The organism is Vibrio iocasae (genome assembly GCF_042245395.1).
Lineage (GTDB): Bacteria > Pseudomonadota > Gammaproteobacteria > Enterobacterales > Vibrionaceae > Vibrio > Vibrio iocasae.
This window is the reverse complement of sequence record NZ_CP145311.1, coordinates 639,883-659,626: the sequence shown is the minus strand read 5'-3', so window position 1 is coordinate 659,626 and position 19,744 is coordinate 639,883. Positions and strand designations below refer to the sequence as shown.

Below are 19,744 nucleotides of genomic sequence, written 5' to 3'. Positions count from 1 at the left end.
TTAAAGGAAATAATTATGGTATTCGCACTGAATTTGCCAAGGTTAGCCCTGTCTGGCGTTGGCGCTGTAAAAGAGTCTATCGAGATTTTAAACCAGCAGCCGGTTAAAAAGGCACTTATTGTCACGGACAAGAACCTGATCGACCTGGATGTATTGAGTAGCCTTTTTGCTGCTCTGGATGAGAAAGGTTTCGATTATGTGGTATTTGATAAAGTGACTCCCAACCCGACAGCAAACCTAGTTAGAGAAGGCGTTGAGTTTTATACCAATAACAGCTGCGACTGTTTTATTGCGGTAGGTGGTGGTAGCCCAATCGACTGTGCTAAAGCTATTCGTATTATGACCGCTAACGAAGGCGATATTTGCCAGTATGAGGGAGTTGGGCAAGTCGTAAATAACGGTGCTTACTTCATCGCTATCAATACAACCGCTGGCACATCGGCTGAAATGACATCGAACTCTGTGATCACAGACGAAGATCGCGCAGTAAAAATGGTGCTGGTTGATAGCAAGCAAATGCCAGATGTCGCGGTTAATGACCCATCACTAATGCTAGGGCTTCCAGCACATGTAACCGCTGCAACAGGCATGGATGCACTTACTCACGCGATTGAATCATACGTTACCCCTGGAGCACACACTCTGACACAACCTACCGCGCTTGAAGCTATACGACTTATCAACCTTTGGTTACCCGTTGCGGTTGAAGACGGCAGTAATATTGAAGCAAGAGCTAAGCTGGCGGATGCTCAGTATCTGGCAGGAATGTCATTCAACAGTGCCGGTCTTGGTTTAGTGCACGCAATGGCCCATCAGCCAGGTGCAACACACAACCTTCCACACGGTGTTTGCAATGCCATTTTGCTACCTGAGGTCTGCGAATTTAACGCACAAGAAAACCCTGAGCGCTTCAGAGTTATTGCCGAGGTAATGGGTGGTGATACTTGTCAGTTAAATGATCAGCAGGCTGCTACACTCGCAGTCAGCCTGATTCGTACTCTTTCTGAAAAAGTAGGTATTCCATCAGGATTTAACGAGCTTGGTATAAAAGAATCTGATATTGGTCAGTGGATCGATAAAGCTCTTCAGGATGTTTGTCTTGGAGGCAACCCTCGACAACCATCACCTTTGGAAGTGGAAGCGATCTTTAAACAGGCTCTCTAATTTCCGTTTTAAATACAGACAGGTGATTAAAAAGGAGAAGATGATCTTCTCCTTTTCTCCTCCACTTTCAACACACAATGCCTCGCCGGAATAACTCCGCTATTAGTTGGCTACGATTATTCGCACCAAACGCCTGCCGCATCGTATCTATATGGTATTCAACCCCTGAGCTGGTAATGTGTAGACACTCTGCTATTTTCTTTCCAGAAAGCCCCTGAATAAGCAATTCAGCAACCTTGACTGCGTTTTCACACAACAACCCCCGCACTTTATATAGGTTGAACTTGTTGCCTTCAAATGCTCGCCACAGCTGGTATACCTTATCAGCCCACTGTAACAACTTAGTTCGATAACGATAAACAAAGTCACTCGCACCGTGTTCGGGCTCGACGATAAAGCTAATAGAAAGTACGGCCTTCCAGCGACTCTCAACTTCCCTGCTGACTGGCACCAAAACAGTACAGGTCTTAGGGTGCAGAAAATTATGCTGATCAGCAAAACGCTCTAATACTGGTTGAGACTCTTTTCTTATCAACCCCTTACAATGCAAAACAGGTTCTTCCGATTTCATTAGCCGATCAACATTTCTGTCATGATGATTAAGAAATGGCGGTGAGTGTTGCCATACATGCTCTAAAGAAACGTTTTTTGTTGTATACAGCAAGGTCATGTAGTCAAACTCACCCGGCTTGAAGCTACTGAAGTGCTTCTCTTCGGGGTTCAACCCCGCCCAAATATCAAAGCTTGTCAGCTCGATACTATCAAAAGCCGATTGCATCAGCTCTGTATGCCAGTGTTCAGACAGGGATGGGTTCATGGTTGCAATACTCCTCTGCCAAAGCTTTCGCTCTTTCTGCATCTAACGGTTCAAGGTTACTCAGAATGTCACTCATCAACTCTGATAACCCCGGCATACCGTATTGCTGACAAAACCGGTATAAGCTGTATGCGCGTACTACATCCTGAGTAATACCGTATCCATGCTCAAGCATAGAAGCCATAATCAGGTAAGCTGGCAAATACTTTTGTTCCATAGCCTGAACAACGTACTGCCTTGCGAGCAGATAATTACTAACAACATCATCTCCCCGATAATAGATCTCTCCGAGGCGATATCTGGCAAGCCTGTCTCCTTTCTCAGCTGCCTTAGTCAGATAATAAATGGCCGTATTCACATCTTTTTCTGTGCCCAATCCCAGAAGGTACATATTCGCCAGATTAGTCTGAGCTTCTGTGACGTCGCTGTCTGCAAGCTCTTTGAATAATTCAAAGCTCTTCTCATATTCATCGAACTCTGCGTGTAAGGTTGCTAAGGCAAATTTGGCCGGAACAAATCCCTGCTCGGCTGCAACACCAAATTGCTGCTGCGCGTACTTTAAATCTCTAGGGCGCAGTGTACCTTCCGCGTAAATCACTCCTAGCTGATATTGCGCTTCACATAGCCCCAGCTCAGATGCTTGTTCCAGATACCCGATCGCAACTTCACTGTCCGCTTCCTTTAGCACTCCTTTCAAGTGATTGGCAGCCATAAGATAGAGGTTTTGAGCCTGAGTGGGTGTATTAGAGGACTGTTGTAACGTCATAGTCTTTACTCGTTTTGGTTCATTTGTCGCTTCAGTGCAAGTACATGAATAAACAGGTATCACACTGCAATCATAGTCAGGAGTGCCATCGGTTTGGGCACTCCTGAAAAGATCAGCCGTTCTAGTTCTTGATCCTGTTTTGAGCTATCTGGGTACGCCATGTCAGAGTGAATATCACTACCGATATCAAACCAAACATAATTAAACCCATCGCTCCCGACTGAGGTTCTCTCTCAACAAATGAAGCCCATGACCAGGCAATACAAAACCACATACCTGCTGCCGAAGCCAAAATGCCCAGCTTTGCAATTAAATTAAGCTGATAGTTCTTGCTTAGATGACGATATCCGAAGATTGCAGCCGTTGTTAACATGCCAAGCAGGTACCACATTATTTCCATCATAATTTTGTCCTCCAGTTATACTTCGATATCTTTGCCGGTCTGCCAGAAATCATGTACAGCCTGCTCATCAAATACGTTGCCGTAACCAAATAACTCATCCATCACCTTCATAAAGGTGTGAATCGGTCCTCCGGTATAAGCATTGGAAGCATCAATCAGACGGTGATGCCAGAAATCAGGTTTATTCCATGGACATGCGGTTAAACAGATAGCGCAGTCGGTTCCGCTATCAACCCAGTACTTGTAGCACTTCTTCGCATCGTTATAGAACTTCTTAACACCTCGTTGGTGGTGCCATGAGTACTCTGGATTTTCACCATTTTCATACGTAGGTCCCCAGCCAGGTTTTTCATCCATCGAAATAGCCAGAGAAGGACATTTATCTGCACAAAGCTTACAGTTTTCACAGAACTCCATAATGCCGAAGCTTCTTGGCTTATCGTAAGCTTCCTTCGGTAATTCAAGATCGGTGTATACCTTGGCGATACGAACACGAGGACCAAAACGAGGCGCCATCAAGTGGCCATTTCGAGCTCCTTCCCCAAGACCTGCTGCAATACCATAAGCAACGCTATTGCCAAGATCGTTACCCGATGCGACAGCATGATAGCCAAGTGTTCGAATAAAGTTCGCCATGGTACCGGCAACATACGCCATATCGGAATAGCCCATACCAACTGCCGCACCAGATACATAAGATGGCGCTGTCGCCATTGCTTCGTAATCTTCTTCAACCAGAAGCACAATCACTGACTTAGGTTTAAACGGAAACTCATCCCAGGATACCTGTCGGTCCTCGTCATAATCATAAAGCGGATCGAAGTTCCACAGACGCTCATTCGGCGTAATACCGCAGCGCTCAGCACCAAACATACGTGCAGCGGTTTTTATCGCCTGACTCGCTTCTTCACCACTTGCGAACTCCCATTTCTGTGGAAAAACACCTGACTGATCCCAGCTATACACACCCGAGTTAATAGCGAGACGCTGAGAAGCCGGAGCCAACCTATCATTCATAGACCAGCTGGCAAACTCGAGAGCCATATCTAACTGGCGCATGCCCGACTTGTTGTTATCCAACCCCACCATAGGATTGAAGTTGTTTTCCTGAAAATTCCATCCTCCGGCAAAGTTTTGGTTTCTCTCTGGATATTTTTCCCCTAGAGCTTTGCTAGAGATAAACGCCCAGACAGAGTTTTCCTGAGGCATTGGCTCAATAACATCAAAGTCGATAGCGGCTGGAAAATCTTCATGTAATCGGCTACGAAATTGTGGATCTTTCTCAGTGGCTTTTGCTCCACTTGCCAACCCAACAGCAGCGGCGGCACCCACGCCCAGTTTAAAAAAGTTACGTCTTCCGGAATCCTGAATATCGGTATTCTCTTGTTCATGTTTTGACATAATAGACCTTCATCATTTTTATCTTGTCCGATGAAAATTGTCCGTCCTAACATGTATTTTTACCAAGTCACTGCGTGTCGGGATTTCCGGCGCTAGTTTCAAAACTGATATCAATTTCAGATGTAAATGTGTGACCTATACACCATAACTATCGACCGCGGTCAAATCTTGTTATCAAAGGGTAAAAACCGTAACAATGCAGATACATTTACTCCCTATTTTTTGTAAGGAAATACCGTGCTGAATCACATATTTTCTATCACTGGTAAAATTACTATGAAGCATATCAACGGCATCATTTTAATTTACGGATATATTTATAGAGTTAGCTGTTTTTAAATAGGAAGCACTGTGAGTGAGTTTAATTACAACCATTTAAAGTCATTTATTTTTGTTGCCCGACACAAGAATTTTTCTGCGGCAGCGAAGCAACTTGGAAAGGGACGTTCAACAATATCTGAGCATATTGAGGCGTTCGAAGAAGAGTTGGGGCAACCTCTCTTTGAGAAGCATTCTCGATCCATTGAGCTAACTTCACTAGGTAAAAAGATCTATCGCCACTCAGTGCTATTGAGCAGACAGATTGCGGCCTGGGAAGAGTTAGTCAATCAGGCAACCGATCAGCAGCACAGCACATTGCTTCGTATCGCTTACACTGATGTCGTACCGAAAAGCTCACTCCTTTGCGCATTGTCGAAACTACTGGAGCAAGGCATTCGACTAGAGCTTATCGAAACCGAGCAGGCAACAGCAATTCAGATGCTGGGTAACAACCAAGTTGACCTGGCATTAAGTCCGACAATTACGATTAAAGATGAACCTGACTTTGACGCCGACAGAAAACTCATTGGCAATATGCCTTTCAGGTTCTATGCCCACAAAGATTTTTTTGCTCAGCAACCCGTCAATATTACCGAGCTGGTTTCCCACACTCAGGTACTTCCACGAGCATACAGCAACAAATACGTTGATCGTCACCTTATCTTCACAACAAACAATATCTCGATTACCGATATAGAGTTGCTGAAAGAGGCATTGAAGCAGAAAACTGGTTGGGCTTTTCTTCCTAAGCATTTGTGTGCTGAAAGCTGGCCTGAAATCCAGGAAGTCATTACAGAGTTAGGTCGGGAAGGCTATGTCACGCCGATTGAAGCCCGATGGCGGAGTGGTGAGTACACAGTGATAGAACAAGCTTTAGAGATCATTGAAAACTGTATAGGTCACGAAAGTATTAACTGGCTGGTAGACAGACCTTTTATTCAGGAATAGATACTCATCCGTTAAGTTAATACAGAAGGTACAGCAATATTCGCTGCACCTTCTGTATACAGCCTGTGCTATTTACTGCTGGTAGACCTCTTCGCCTTCAAATATGGTACTCAATACCTCTGTCTCACCTATTTTTTCAGAATCAACAGAGAAAATATCCTGATTCAAAATCAACATATCTGCTGATTTCCCTTTTTCTATTGAGCCACTCTTATCTTCAATACGAAGTGCTCTGGCACCATTTATAGTATAAATCTCCATAGCCTGCTCGATGGTGATACGTTGTTCAGGCCAAAGCACCTGATCGGGACGCAACCCGTTTGGATCCTGGCGAGTAATCATGGATTCCATCGCTTTCCACGGGTTCATATCCGAAGATACCGGCCAATCCGATCCCCCTGTTGGCAAAGATCCATTTTCAATCAAGGTCTTAATCTCACAATTTCGGGTTGCTCTATCTTTTCCTATCACCATTTCTAATCCATCTTGTATTGGACTTGGGTACCAGAATATTGGTGAAAAGTTTGGAACAACATTTATCTCAGAAAAGCGTTTTATATCCGAAGGATCAACAATGCATGCGTGAGCAATCTCATGCCTTAGCCCTGAATCTCCCTGAATCTGACGAACTTTTTCAACTGCGTTAAGAACGGTACGGGCCGCTCTGTCCCCAACTGCATGAACCTGAGTAGTAAAGCCGTTCTTATCCAACCACATTAGATTCGTTGCGAGTAGTTTTTCGGAATAGTTCAGTGTTCCGAGAACCTCCTTCTCTTCTGGATTATATGGTGCAAGCATCGCTGCGGTTTTAGTCGGCGGAATACCATCCAAAGTCATCTTGGCAAAATTAGCGTAAAGGTGCCCCGAGCTCGGTTTTACCATATTGGTGAAAGCTTTAAGGGTTTGATCCCTGGTCATATTGTTGCTTGTAGGCCATCCCCATGAAAGACCGACATTCGCAGTTAGCTCTCCGGCATCATCAAGCGCTTTCCACGCTTTGTATTGGGTATCAAATACATAAGAATCTTTCACCCCAATAATGCCAACTTTATTCAGCTCATCTACCGCCTTTTTAGCCGCCAGCTTATAGTCATTATCACTGCGAGCAGGAACAACACTGCTTACAGCCCGATTCGCCTGCTCCAGAAAGAACCCTGTCAGGTTACCTTCAGCATCCCGTACAACTAACTCTCCATGCTTACTTAGCTCACTATCTGAAAGGTTTGCGAGTTCCAAAACTTTGCTATTCACCCAGATATTGTGATGGCTAAAGTCAGTTAAGACGACAGGACGACCATTAGATGCCTTGTCCAGCATTTCGATGGATGGCCGGTTCTCTTCAGCAAGTATCTCCGCCCCCCAGCTCCCACCTGTAATCCAGCTCCCCTCAGGGATCGTCTGACTACATTTAGATACTGCACTTAAAATCTCTTCAACACTCGCTTGTTGTGAAAAGTTACACTCAAAGAGCAGCTTTTCACCCGCTCCAATAGGATGTATATGACTATCATATAATCCAGGGACAACCGTTTTTCCTTTAAGGTCAATAACTTTGATTGGGCCTTTGTTTTTCACACCGCTCCAGTCATCACCTACATAACGAAATACGCCTTCTTCTATCACAACAGAAGAGACAAATTTTTGTGCGGTATCCCCTGTATAAATATGTCCGTTAATATAGGCAACAGATCCTGAACTATCTTGTGCGTTAACATAAGGAGCACTAAAAACACCAGCAAGTATGGTAAATAGAACGGTCTGACTAGTTTTGAAATTCATTGCATTACCCTTGTATTGGTATATCAAGCTGCACACAGTGCCGCTACGATTACTGCATTTATTAGTAAAAACTGAGAAAATCGGACACAACAAGTGGTTAAATCTTTCCACAAAAGTCAATTTGGTTGCGACCACAACTAAATTGACTTAAAACTAGTTGCGATCGCAACAATTTATTTGTAAAGGTAAGTAAGTTTGAAAAAGAGACGTGACCCTTTGAGTCGACAAATAGCCATCTTATACCGCCAGGAGCAAGGGGTTGTAAGCAGCATGCTATCTGAATACAACATTTCCTTCTCTGAGCTTCCATTTGTAATGGAGCTTTATAGCAAACAAGGCGTAACTCAAGAGTATTTGGCTCAGAAAGTACAGGTAGACAAAGCAAATGCAGCCAGATCTCTTAAACAGTTGGAGAAGAAAGAACTGATCACCAGACAAAGCTCTCCAAATGATGCGAGAGCAAAACTGGTTTATCTGACTGACAATGCAATAGCGCTAAAATCCGATCTCGTAGCGATCATTGATAGGTGGAACGAATTACTAACGCGAGATATTACTGATGAAGAGCTTGAGACAGTAAGACAAGTACAAAGAAAAATGATGAAGAATGTCATCACATGTCGCGAAAACAATGAGCTTCCGTAAACTACAGCCCTCTCGATTACAGAGGGCTGTTTTCACGAATTTTAAGTTGTTATGCATTCAACAGTGTTGATAGAGCGCTCAGGTGTTGCAATAACATAAAGAGCTGGTATCACCAGTATTGCAATTACCGTAGATGCTAATAACCCGAAGATTATCGCCATACACAGCGGGAACCACATTGGGTTACTCAGTGCTAACGGAACAAGACCGACTAGTGTAGTAATGGTCGTTCCTAATATTGGCCGTAATCGCTCAGATGCTCCAAGCGCTGCAGACTCTTTTACAGAACGCCCCGCTTTTCGGTGACTGTTCATGGTATCCAACATGACAATCGCGTTATTAACAACGATACCGATCAGGGAGATTAAGCCAATCATCGCTGGGAATGAAAACGGCATATTCAAAGCCCAGAAGCCACTAAATGTGCCGATCAATGCTAACGGAATCGTAGACAAAACGACCATTGCCTGACTAAAGGTACCCAAGCTAAGTGTAAGAACCGCAAATACTAACAACAGAGCAAACACGAGCGCTATCCCGGCTGATGAGTAGGTTTCTCCTGCACTCTCAGCTTCTCCAGAGAAGTAGTAGCTGTAGCCTTTACCCCAGATTTTGTTCATATTTTTCAGTTCAGGATCTATCTGTGTAATCACTTCTCCGACTGTTGTTCCTTCCAACTTAGCCATAACGGTAATTGAACGCTTACCGCTTTTGTGAACATACACCGACGGGACATTTACCACTTCGTAATCGATCAGATTACCTAAAGGTACGGACTCATTACGAGCGTTAAAAATACCTAATAGTTCGATTTCTGAGTATGACTTAGAGCCTCCTATCTCGTCCGGCCGGCTATCCCAGTACGTACTCAAACGTATATCTAAATCGTCCTGCGTCCCTTCCATCTTAAACTTGCCGATTTCATCCGCTTCACTGGCAATTCGTAGTTGGGCGGCAAAATCATCCTCTGAAATCCCATGAAAGCTCAATGCTTCAGCATCGGCTTTAATACGTGACTGACTACGGAAGTGCCCTAGGTTATTTCGAACATCCATAACTCCATGAATACCAGAAAGTGCCTTCTCAACCTCTGCAGCGTGTGCTTTTAGCTCATAAAGATTGTCGCCTTTAATTACTATCTGGAGCGGGTCATCTGTCGAAGAACCGCCCGTTTCCGCTTTGAAAGTAAGCGTTATCCCCGGCACATTTTCCAGCTTTTTCTCAAGACCAACTCTTAGCTCATCAATGTACTCGTAAGCCATCCTTTCACGCTCTTCTTTGCGGCTAAAGAGGAGAGAAAATCCAACCAGGTTATAGCTTGTGTTCCGTGCGGTCTGTTCATTCAAAGATCCGACGGCTATTGGAGAACGCTTACCGACATACATAGTAACGTTGTTAAAGAAAGGCTGCTTGTTTAGGTAGTCTCCCGCAATTTCCGCTACTTCCCGGCTCTGCTCAAGAGTTGCATTTGGTGCTAATCGAATTGTTATCGCCATATTTCTGCCATCATCTTTCGGATATAACAGTGAAGGCAACTGAGAAAACAGATATGAAGAGCCTAGCCAAATCATGACTACTGATACAATGAGCGCCCAGATTCGCGCTTTACTTACCAGTAATACGCTTTGCAGCCAGTTTTTAACACTTGAGCTGATTTGCTTTGCAAACTGATCCATCTTGCTGATCTGAGTATGTTTTTCAGCTTTCAGCAAGAGTTGTGACATAGGGATAGCAATAACAAAGGCAACCAGATAACTAATCACCAGACACAATACACCGGTCAATGGAAGCAGACGGATAAACTTACCATCAGTGCCACCGATGGCCAGCATCGGGCTCATTGCCAAAATGGTAGTTAACTGCCCGGTAAATGCCGGCATTGCATAAGTTTTTACTGTTGCTACTGCTGCATCAGCGAAAGACATCTTCTTGACGTAGATATGTTCATGCATACCTTCCATCACTAGAATAAAAACATCCACCAGCAAACCTAGAGCCAATACCATTCCGATGATAACCATGGAGTTGAGTGTTGAGCCCATCATCCAAAGCACCAGAATTACTCCAAGGAATGTTAAAGGAATTGCCAGCCCAGCAATAATCGCTTCACGCCATGTCAATAGCACCATGAGTACCAGAAATACCGCTACCATCGCTTGCCAGATGTTAGAAAAGATCTCATTAAATGAATCATTAATAAGCTCACTTTCATCAGCTACCGTAGAGTACTTTAGGCCATGCGGCCAAAAACTCTGGCTCTTCATTTCCGCCATCATGGCTTTCACGTCTTCAACTAGAGCAATAGTATCTGCACCAGATGCTTTCTTGATGCCGATAGAGATCCCTTTCTGGTACTCTGAGCCTTTTTCAGAAAAATAGGTTTCCGTTTTAGCTTTATCCAACCCTTTGTAAACCAGTGCCACTTCTTCCAGTTTAATGACCCGGTTATCTGAAGTTCTAGCTATCGGCAAAGCCTTAAGCATCTCAATAGAATCAAAACGACCCGAATAATAGAGTCCAGTAACAGAGTTTCCATCATCAAACTCCCCCCAGCTCATATCCTTGTTCGCTTGTTGCAGACGGTTTTGCACTAATAGCGGGGATATGTTCAAAGAACGTAATCTATCAGGAAGTAAGCGGACGTGAACACTAGTATCACGGAATCCAGCCTTATCGACTTTTCGGATTTGAGGGTGATTTTCCAGAGCCTTGGTAATGGCCTTTACAGCACGACTTAATGAGTAGTCATCAAGCTCACCAAACAGCATGTACTCGATTACCGGAGTATCATTGATGGATACCTGCTCGATTTTAGGGCGCTTCACCTCTGAGGGGAACTTTGCTGTTGCTTCGTCCACTTTTGCTCTCAGCTGATTCATCGCCTCTGGAATAGCAATATTGGCACTAAACTCGACAGCAACAATAGAAAAAGAGAACTGAGAGCCACTATTAAGTTTCTTAAGGCCATTCATACCATTAAGAATGTCTTCTAGCGGCTTGGTGACTTCTTTTTCTATCTGCTGAGCTGCGGCTCCAGGCCACTCTATCGTTATGAGCGCAGAAGGAATGGCTAAATCTGGGTTGTTTTCCCTCACCATCGAATTGAAAGCAAAAACACCACCGAGTGACAGGATGAGTATCAATAGCGTCGAGATAACTTTGTCGATAAACAGCTTGTAAGATAACGTACTGATAGCCATCTTAATGCTCCTTTATCACTTGGATATGAGCACCATGTACCAGCTTATGGTTTCCTGTCGTTACCACGATATCAAATGGCTTCAGACCACTTAGGATCTCAACGTTATTGTTATTGTATGCACCAATCTGAACAGGTGTCACCCAAGCTCGTCCGTCTCGAACCACATAAACATAAAACTCGTTGTCGTGGCTCATTACCGCGGAATAAGGAAGCAGTAAAACGTCTTCTTTTAGCGAGGTAAATATCCAGGCACTGACATACATGCCATCTTGCAAGTATTCAGCCCCTTCCTCTGTGTGAACCTTTATCCGGACAGAACGCTTATCCAGGCTAATACTCGGGCTCACCGAGTACACTTTCCCTTTAGCGAATCTTCCCAGTTTAAAATCTGAGTTAGCCGCTTGTTGAAGCTCGAAGGCTGAAGACGAAATATAAACCGTCTGGCCTTCAGAAACACTTCCCGCCAGATAAGCAGGCACATTCAAAGTCGCTTCATATTGGCTTGTATCAACAATAACGACTGCGGATGAGGCTTCTCTATCACGCTCCGTGACAGACTGAACCGGGCCAGAAAAGTAATCGCCTTGACGAATATTCACCGTGCGTAACACACCATCAAACGGAGCATAGATACTGGTTTTTTCCAGTTCTACCTTGGCCTGATTGAATGAAGCTGTTTGAGCATCTAAGTCACTTCTTGCTGCAGAAAGCTCAGATTTCGCGGATTTGATTCCCTCTTCCGCATTCAATCGTTCCGTTTTGGCCACATCAAACTGCTTCTTTGGTATCAGCTTTTTGCGATAAATAGACTCAATACGCTTAAACTCTTCGTTAGCCAAATTCAGGTTATTTTCAGAACGAATAAGATTCGACTGCGCCTGCACCACTCTTTGCTCAGCAGCTTGCAAACTCGCCATAGTTTGATTCAAGCGTTCTTTGTCTGCCCTTTCATCGATGCTAGCGATAATCTGACCAAACTTTTCATTCTTTGTTGGACCTTTCACTTGAGAGCCTTCTCTAAGACTCACCCCATTCACATCCGTTGAAATAAGGGTAACTCGACCACCCTTTTCAAAACTCAGGTATTCACGACGAATACCCTGCGCTAGTCCCTCAGCCAGTACTCTTTCAGCAATCGTTCCCTGAACCACCTCTATGGCTGCGACTCTTTCAACAGTAATAGCCTCAACGTCCGATTCTGTAATTTCGTTAGCATTAGCCTGCATACTCAGTGCAGTAATTCCTAATACCAGTAGACTGAATTTTCGCATTTTCTACTCTCTTTAAAACTAATTACGCATGTAATCCATCAATAGTGACTGCAAAGTCACTATTTTATTGAGCGCATTTATACATCAAAGTGACGAATTAGTCACTTAAAATTTAATCAGCCTATTTATGACTATGCAAATTAAGGAATAACAAGGTTAGAAGCAGACGGATTAGATAATGGGGAGTTAGAAAATAGGGATTAGATACGGAAAACTCAGGTACCACACTAGACAGTACCTGAGAGTCATAAGGGAGGTAGGCGTTAGCTAGAGGTGTTCTGGTTTAACAAAAGCGCGTTCTAAAACAGGCCAACTTGACTCGAACCTTTGAATCGCATCAAATTCAGGTAAAACATAAGAGAGCTGAAATAAACCTTCCTGATATGAAAGCACAGTATCAAATACCGCAGTCATATCCTGGTCGATGAAAATACCTTCCGCGACTCCCTTTTGATAAATATCAGAAAGGTCATTACGGTAGTCATCGAGCATTCTTGCGTACTCTTTCTGTGCCATCGGATGAAACGCAAACTCACGCCAGGTACGCTCCATCTCAGGGTTTTCACAAAGAAAAACAACCGCTGACTGGAACACTAACCTCATGACATCCCGAGGGTTGTCACTCGACTCATAGATATGTTCATAGGTATCGTCAAAGTGTTGTTCCATCATCCTCGCAATTCCGAGAAGTACATCTTCTTTACTCTTGAAGAAACGATATACGCTGCCTTTAGACAGACCTGATTCTTTCGCAATATGATCAATTGTCGTCCCGAAATAACCATTTCTACCAAAGCAAATAATGGCAGCCTCAAGCAACTCTGCCTTTCGTACTTCAGGTGAAGCGTGGGCGCTTCCTTTTAACACTCGTTTCTTATTTTCCATAACTCATATCAATTAATAGTGACCTCGCGGTCAGAATAATGTATAACACACTTAAATGACCCAGCGGTCACTTTGATAAATATGTCGCACAACATACTTATCATACAGTGCATCGGCTCTCTCATTCCAAGTCGTAACTTTATATAAATATCAAAACATTAGAGAAAACCATGAAAACTATCCGTTGTCTATTCTACTCAGTTCTTGCCCTTTCCGGCACAGCAAATGCTGTTGGAGAGCCCGCTGAGCAAGGTTTTTCAGGTGAATTCGGCATTTTCGCTGGATACTCCAACTTTACCAGTAACTTCAATACAGAGAAAGACGAGACGATAACCAGCTTAAATCAAGATGGTAAATCCGACTCAGAAGCTGTTTTTATCCCACTAGGTAGCCTTCGCTATCAGTTCGGTGATCATCAGATCTTTCTAGGACAAAGCGAGGACACTTTTGTCAGAGGTATTCTGGCAGCAGAGGTCGGATACAAAAATCAGTTCAGCCGCGATTCTGCAATTTCTATCTCATACGCACCAACGGTTGTAGATGCAAAAACATGGCAAAACCCATACGCATTGAACTCAAAAAGAAAAAAACTGATATCAAGGCAGATGCTTACCGCCTTAAGTATGAGTTTCTCAGCCTTACCGCGAACTTTATCTATTACGATAGAAAGCTGGATACCGAAACATCCGGAGTTTCAAACAATGTCGATGCTTCACAACTGAACAGAAATGGTGACGGCTACTTAGGCAAACTAGCAATTGGGTTGCCTGTGTCCCAAAACATGTTTATCGAACCCGCCCTGTTTTATCGAAAAGATAATGCCGATGGTAAAGCGATGGCCTATGACAATATTGGTGCTGGCGTTACCTACTATGTTATGGCTGGATCTTCGACTTACGTTCTGGATGCCAGATACTCACAAGCCGATTTTGATGCGATAAACCCATTGTTTAACAAGACTCGAAAAGATGACCGTATGAGCATCAACTTCTCTTATGAGTACCTTGGTGTGTTTGGGCTACAGAACCTTAGCCTGACTGGCCAGTTATCGTATGAAAAACTGGACTCAAATATTAAGTTCTACAATGAACAGGATTATTCGGCTCTCGTCGGCAGTTACTTCTATTTCTAGTTTTACATAAATTTCTGATTGAAATGTCCAATAAAAAACTCCGCACAATCATGATGCGGAGTTTTTCAATTACAGCTAACTATCCGTCACTTAAGCTTCTAACAGTTCTTCTTCAAATGCTCGGCCATTTGGCAACGCTGTTTCATTGTCTAAAAACAAATGTACTCTGTCCTTGTTGAAACTGAACTTGGTCTGACTGCCTTTTTTAACCGGAATATCACCATCAACTTCAATAGTCATAGGTGTAGATTCTAGTTCTCCATAGACATACGTTGTTCCTCCAAGCTTCTCTACCACATCAACACAGATCTCCATATTGATATCTCCACCTTCTCCGGTAAAGAAGTGTTCGGGCCGGACACCAAGCTCCAGCTTCTGGCCTTCAGATACTGTCGTGCCGTCAAAATCTACTACTATCTCCTGAGCGTCTGGTAGTTTGACCGTAATATTCTCTGAACTTGTGCATGCTACCGTTACTGGCAGGAAGTTCATTTTTGGTGACCCGATAAAGCCAGCTACAAACTTATTTTCAGGCTTATGGTAAAGCTCCAGTGGCGTGCCAACCTGCTCGACTCGTCCATCTCTAAGCACGACAATTTTATCTGCCATGGTCATGGCTTCTACCTGATCATGAGTTACATAAATCATGGTGTTGCCCAACTGTTCGTGCAGTTTGGAAATCTCGATACGCATCTGAACACGGAGCTCAGCATCCAGATTAGACAAAGGTTCATCAAACAAGAACACTTTCGGCTGACGTACAATCGTCCGGCCAATGGCAACACGCTGACGCTGACCACCGGAAAGTTGTTTCGGCTTTCTATCTAATAGTTCACCCAACTTCAGAATTTCAGCGGCTTCGTTTACTCTTTGCTCTATATACTCTTTCGACTCGCCCGCAACCTCTAAACCGAAGCTCATGTTCTCACGCACCGTCATATGCGGGTATAACGCATAAGACTGGAATACCATCGCAATACCACGCTCACTCGGTTGCGCATCAGTAACACACTGGTTATCGATAAAGATATCGCCCTCGGTCACTTCTTCCAGACCTGCAATCATTCGCAGCAATGTCGATTTGCCACAACCTGACGGGCCTACAAAAACAACAAATTCACCATTTTTAATATTTAGATCGACACCATGAATCGTCTGAGTCTGTCCAAAACGCTTCACAACTGATTTCAAACTTACATCAGCCATTGTTATTCCTCGTATCTACTTCAAGCGTGTTTTTCGATCTCGGAGATGAGTTCTTTCAACTGTTCAACATAGCTATCCAGTACATCTGGAGAGATATGGATGTCGGTAAAAGCGATACCCGCTTTGGCACCTCCAACCGAGAAAACACTACCTATATTGTTAATTGTGCCGACATCGTCGTAATGGCATATGTAGCCATTGCGACGCACTGCATCGACTTCATCTAATATCTCTGCCTTTTGTTCTGGCTCCCAGTGTTCAATACGATCATTGATCTCTTCGTCACTGAATTCCGCCAGAAGCACCTTACCGATGGAGGATTGAGAAACATGGTAAACATGATATCCGCCTAAGCCCTGAGCAGGGTTTTGCTCGGCTGTTGCGTGATACATAAACACCACTGAATCGTTCCAAAGCACACCAATCGCCAGCGTCCGATCATCGTAGCTGGTATTAATCGCTACATTGGTCGCGGCTCTGAACAGCGCAGAGCTGTGAAAACTCTGAGCTGCTAAAAGGTGTACTGCCGGTCCAGGCATGTATTTTTTCTGAGAGTTTTGCTCCGCCATACCAATCGATTTCAATGTTCTCAGCAGTCGGTTAACTCTGACCATGTTGATATCGAGCTTTTCTGCCAGCTCTTTATTTCCCAATGGTCGGTCACTGGTTGTTAACTCCTGAAAACAACGAATACCATCGATTAAGCTCTGATTAGGTTGCGAAGACAAAATACAACTCCTTTATTTGACCGCTCCGGAGGTTACCCCTCCGATAAACTGTTTCTGCAAGACAGCAAAGACCAAGACCACCGGTGCTGCGGCTAAGAATGATGCGGCCATCGCACCACCCCAGTCAGCATTGTTTTCGTTGATATAACGAAGCAGCAAACCCGGCCCTATGGTTCTGTTCTCTTCAGATGTGACTAAAGTCATTGAGTAAAGCAGATCATTCCACGACCACATAAACGCATACAGTGTTACCGTGATAAACGCCGGGAATGAAATTGGCATCACAATACGACGGAATATTTTCATATTGCTGGCACCATCCACTTTTGCAGCCTCAATTAACTCATTAGGTACCTGCTTGAAGTAGCTATACATCATATAGGTACTTACAGGCAGAGCAAAAACAATATATGAAATCGTTAAGCCTAATTTGGTGTCGAGCAGATTTACCGCCTGTAGCATCGGGTAGATACTGATGAGCAGCACACCGAACGGAAACATCTGAGCCGACAGTATCAGTAACATCAATGGCTTCTTCGCTGGATACTCAAACTTTGCAAAGCTGTATCCGGCTAATGCAGCCAAGGTGGCGTTCAACAGCGCTGAAGAGGTTGATGTCAGCAAACTGTTCTTTAACTGGAGCAAAATGTTGCCGTCAACGATGGCAGAGACAAAGTGTCCCCAAAACAATTCGTTCGGAAGCAATGTTGGATCTAACCGATAAAGCTCCTGATTGTTCTTAAAGGCACTGATAAATGCCCAGTAAACAGGGAAGAACAGAAAGAATGCTATCGTAATCAACATTGCGATAAAGCCGACTTTTGCTTTCCATGAGCGTAACTCAAACATGCTCTAGTCCTCCTTAAACAGACTACGTAAATAGAAGACAACAATAGGCATTAACGTAAACACCCATAGCACACCAATCGCTGATGCCATACCAAGATCCCAGTTCTCGAATGCCTGACGGAACACTTCAATGGATAGAACCGATGTCGCTCTTACCGGACCACCACCTGTAAGTGCATAGATGATGTCGAACTGCTGTAAGTTACCAATCATTCCTAAGGCACCTGTTACCAAAAATACTGGCTTTAGATGAGGCAATATCAGCCTTTTGACAATTCTCAGGTTGCCCGCACCATCAATACGTGCCGCTTCTATCTGCTGGTAGTCCATACCTTGTAGCCCTGCTAAAAAGAAGGACATAAAGAGCGGAATCGATATCCAGGCACGGGTAAGTATTACTGCGGCCATCGCTCCCGCATCTTCAGACAGGAACTGAATCGGAGAATCAATTAAACCCGTTCCCATCAGCATGACATTCACAATGCCGTACTTCCCGTTCAGCATCCACGCCCAGATAAATGCGCTCACTGTACTTGGAAGAATCCAGGGTAGAAGCGTCATGGTTCTCAGAACGCCACGCCCTTTGAAATCCTGATACATCAAAAGTGCCCACGCCAAGCCCAAAAACATGGTCAGCAATGTGGTTCCGATGACAAAGATTGCTGTAGTCACCCATGATCCTAAAACATAGGGATCGGTTAAGATGGTGATAAAGTTTTCAAACCCGATAAACGTCGGTTCAAGGTCGTAAATAGTGTATTGATAGAATGCCATCGACATGGCATCAACAAACGGATAAGCCACCATGACAAGAAAAGCGGTCATCGCTGGTATCAGAATCAGATAAGCAAAACGCCTATCCCCTCTTTTTAAATTTCCCCGCCTGCGACTCATATTTTCACTCATCTTTATCTGTTTTTGTGATACCACGTCCATGGTAACCCCTTACTTCATCAGACGCTGGATACGAGATTCCATCTCAGCAGCGGCTGTTTTGGCATCCTTTTTACCCAAAATCACCGACTGAACTTCTTCACTCACGACAGCAACAAAGTTAGAACTGTTTTTCAGTGGAGAAAGTTCATTACGCTTTGGCAATCCAAGTGAGTTATTCCAATCGACAATGAATTTTTCTTTTGTAACCAGAGGATTATTTCGTGCACTCTTTGTCACCGGAATTGCGCCAGACATAGTAAAGTAATCAAGCTGAACTACGTCATCCATTGTCATACCGGTAACAAATCGACCTGAAGCACTGTCTTTACTGACTTTGCCATCTTTCATAGCAGCGTCTGTTTTAAGCATGATAAGCAGGTGGCCCCACTCCATTGAGTGCGGTGTCATGCCTTCTTTTGCTACAGGGACTTGAATTGGATAAACGAACTTATCGTAATCAGCACCCTGACCGCTGAAGTCTCGTGCAAATCCTTTCGCAACCGGTGCGTCAAAGTAGAATGCGGTATTGCCCTGACCAAACATACGACGCGCTGCACCTCGGTCGGTATCCAGAGTCGCAAGATCGCGCTCAATCAGATCTTTCATAAAATTAAGCGTCTGAACGGTCGCTTCTGAGTTGATAGCAAGCTTATCGTTCTCATCGAAAATGCTGCCGCCATGCGCCCAAAGCCATAGCTGGAAATCACTGGAAATAAGGTTGTTACCTTTCGTCATCATTGCATATGGCGTACTTTGAGGGTTATTCGCTTTTACCTTCTCAAGTGTCTTAACGAACTCGCTAATCGTTGTCGGACTCTCAGACACACCCGCTTTACTCAGTACATCTGTGTTCGATACCAGACTGATTGAACCAGTGTTCCACGGCATACCATACTGCTTACCTTTATACTGGCCTGCAGCCAAAACTGCTGGAGAGATAATAGATTCAAGATATTTCTTGCCGTACACCTCATTAAAGTCAACCAAGTTAGGAAGCTGAGCAAAGGTCGGCAACCACTTGGCAGAACTCTGATAAACATCCAGATTCTGTTTGGTTCGTACACGTAGAAATACGTTTTTCTGCATATCGCCCCAGGAACTGGACAATACTTTTACTGGTACGCCAGTTTGGTCGATAAGTCCCTGAACAACAGGCTGATTACTAGGCTCTGCGGTTACCCAGTTCAGGAAAGTTATCTCTTTCTCTGCAGCGACCGTTCCAAAGGCCGTTGCTGCAAGAGTCAGCGAAGCAACAAGAGTTTTCATCGTTTTCATTGTTATTCCTTTTATA

General features: G+C 44.1%; 16 protein-coding genes and 1 pseudogene. 4 read left to right on the top strand and 13 right to left on the bottom strand.

The window, feature by feature from the left end:
- Window positions 1-15: 15 nt before the first annotated feature.
- A complete protein-coding gene (gene fucO / locus SNR28_RS12670) occupies window positions 16-1,164 on the top strand; it encodes a lactaldehyde reductase (RefSeq protein ID WP_375752859.1) in 1,149 nt (382 codons plus the stop codon).
- Between the two features lie 67 nt (window positions 1,165-1,231).
- Here the strand turns inward: fucO and SNR28_RS12665 are convergent, their stop codons facing one another.
- From SNR28_RS12665 to SNR28_RS12650, 4 genes are all read right to left on the bottom strand, one after another.
- On the bottom strand, window positions 1,232-1,981 hold the full coding sequence (locus tag SNR28_RS12665; RefSeq protein WP_375752858.1) for a helix-turn-helix transcriptional regulator: 750 nt from the start codon (window positions 1,979-1,981) through the stop codon (window positions 1,232-1,234).
- The gene (locus tag SNR28_RS12660; RefSeq protein ID WP_375752857.1) at window positions 1,962-2,747 is read right to left on the bottom strand and encodes a tetratricopeptide repeat protein; all 786 of its coding nucleotides are present in this window, start codon (window positions 2,745-2,747) and stop codon (window positions 1,962-1,964) included. Before SNR28_RS12660 ends, SNR28_RS12665 begins: the two co-directional genes overlap by 20 nt.
- Before the next feature lie 121 nt (window positions 2,748-2,868).
- Window positions 2,869-3,150, bottom strand: coding sequence for a tetrachloroethene dehalogenase (locus tag SNR28_RS12655; protein ID WP_375752856.1), 282 nt, complete (start codon window positions 3,148-3,150; stop codon window positions 2,869-2,871).
- Window positions 3,151-3,165: 15 nt separating this feature from the next.
- A complete protein-coding gene (locus SNR28_RS12650; protein WP_375752855.1) occupies window positions 3,166-4,551 on the bottom strand; it encodes a reductive dehalogenase in 1,386 nt (461 codons plus the stop codon).
- A gap of 351 nt (window positions 4,552-4,902) precedes the next feature.
- On the opposite strand from SNR28_RS12650, the gene SNR28_RS12645 reads away from it, so the two are divergent.
- Window positions 4,903-5,820 (top strand): LysR family transcriptional regulator, encoded by a 918-nt coding sequence (locus SNR28_RS12645; protein WP_375752854.1) that lies wholly within the window; start codon window positions 4,903-4,905, stop codon window positions 5,818-5,820.
- A 72-nt stretch (window positions 5,821-5,892) separates the two neighbouring features.
- Here SNR28_RS12645 and SNR28_RS12640 read toward each other — a convergent pair whose 3' ends face one another.
- On the bottom strand, window positions 5,893-7,599 hold the full coding sequence (locus SNR28_RS12640; RefSeq protein ID WP_375752852.1) for an amidohydrolase: 1,707 nt from the start codon (window positions 7,597-7,599) through the stop codon (window positions 5,893-5,895).
- Between the two features lie 195 nt (window positions 7,600-7,794).
- Between SNR28_RS12640 and SNR28_RS12635 the strand changes: the two genes are divergently transcribed.
- The gene (locus SNR28_RS12635) at window positions 7,795-8,244 is read left to right on the top strand and encodes a MarR family winged helix-turn-helix transcriptional regulator (protein ID WP_375752851.1); all 450 of its coding nucleotides are present in this window, start codon (window positions 7,795-7,797) and stop codon (window positions 8,242-8,244) included.
- Between the two features lie 41 nt (window positions 8,245-8,285).
- Here the strand turns inward: SNR28_RS12635 and SNR28_RS12630 are convergent, their stop codons facing one another.
- The 3 genes from SNR28_RS12630 to SNR28_RS12620 form a co-directional block, all read right to left on the bottom strand.
- On the bottom strand, window positions 8,286-11,444 hold the full coding sequence (locus SNR28_RS12630; protein ID WP_375752850.1) for an efflux RND transporter permease subunit: 3,159 nt from the start codon (window positions 11,442-11,444) through the stop codon (window positions 8,286-8,288).
- Between the two features lies 1 nt (window position 11,445).
- Window positions 11,446-12,717: an efflux RND transporter periplasmic adaptor subunit gene (locus SNR28_RS12625; protein ID WP_375752849.1), complete on the bottom strand. Its 1,272-nt coding sequence runs from the start codon at window positions 12,715-12,717 to the stop codon at window positions 11,446-11,448.
- 267 nt (window positions 12,718-12,984) lie between these two features.
- On the bottom strand, window positions 12,985-13,602 hold the full coding sequence (locus SNR28_RS12620) for a TetR/AcrR family transcriptional regulator (RefSeq protein WP_375752848.1): 618 nt from the start codon (window positions 13,600-13,602) through the stop codon (window positions 12,985-12,987).
- Between the two features lie 170 nt (window positions 13,603-13,772).
- On the opposite strand from SNR28_RS12620, the pseudogene SNR28_RS12615 reads away from it, so the two are divergent.
- Window positions 13,773-14,734: pseudogene (locus tag SNR28_RS12615) on the top strand (DUF2860 family protein).
- A gap of 90 nt (window positions 14,735-14,824) precedes the next feature.
- On the opposite strand, the gene SNR28_RS12610 reads toward SNR28_RS12615, so the two are convergent.
- From SNR28_RS12610 to SNR28_RS12590, 5 genes are read right to left on the bottom strand one after another with little or no spacing between them, the layout of a single operon-like run.
- Window positions 14,825-15,940 (bottom strand): ABC transporter ATP-binding protein, encoded by a 1,116-nt coding sequence (locus SNR28_RS12610; protein ID WP_375752847.1) that lies wholly within the window; start codon window positions 15,938-15,940, stop codon window positions 14,825-14,827.
- A 20-nt stretch (window positions 15,941-15,960) separates the two neighbouring features.
- Entirely contained in the window at window positions 15,961-16,668 is a 708-nt protein-coding gene (locus tag SNR28_RS12605; protein WP_375752846.1) for an IclR family transcriptional regulator, read from the bottom strand.
- Between the two features lie 12 nt (window positions 16,669-16,680).
- Entirely contained in the window at window positions 16,681-17,517 is an 837-nt protein-coding gene (locus tag SNR28_RS12600; RefSeq protein WP_375752845.1) for a carbohydrate ABC transporter permease, read from the bottom strand.
- Between the two features lie 3 nt (window positions 17,518-17,520).
- Window positions 17,521-18,453: a carbohydrate ABC transporter permease gene (locus SNR28_RS12595; protein WP_375752844.1), complete on the bottom strand. Its 933-nt coding sequence runs from the start codon at window positions 18,451-18,453 to the stop codon at window positions 17,521-17,523.
- A 9-nt stretch (window positions 18,454-18,462) separates the two neighbouring features.
- Entirely contained in the window at window positions 18,463-19,728 is a 1,266-nt protein-coding gene (locus tag SNR28_RS12590) for an ABC transporter substrate-binding protein (RefSeq protein WP_375752843.1), read from the bottom strand.
- Between the last annotated feature and the right edge of the window lie 16 nt (window positions 19,729-19,744).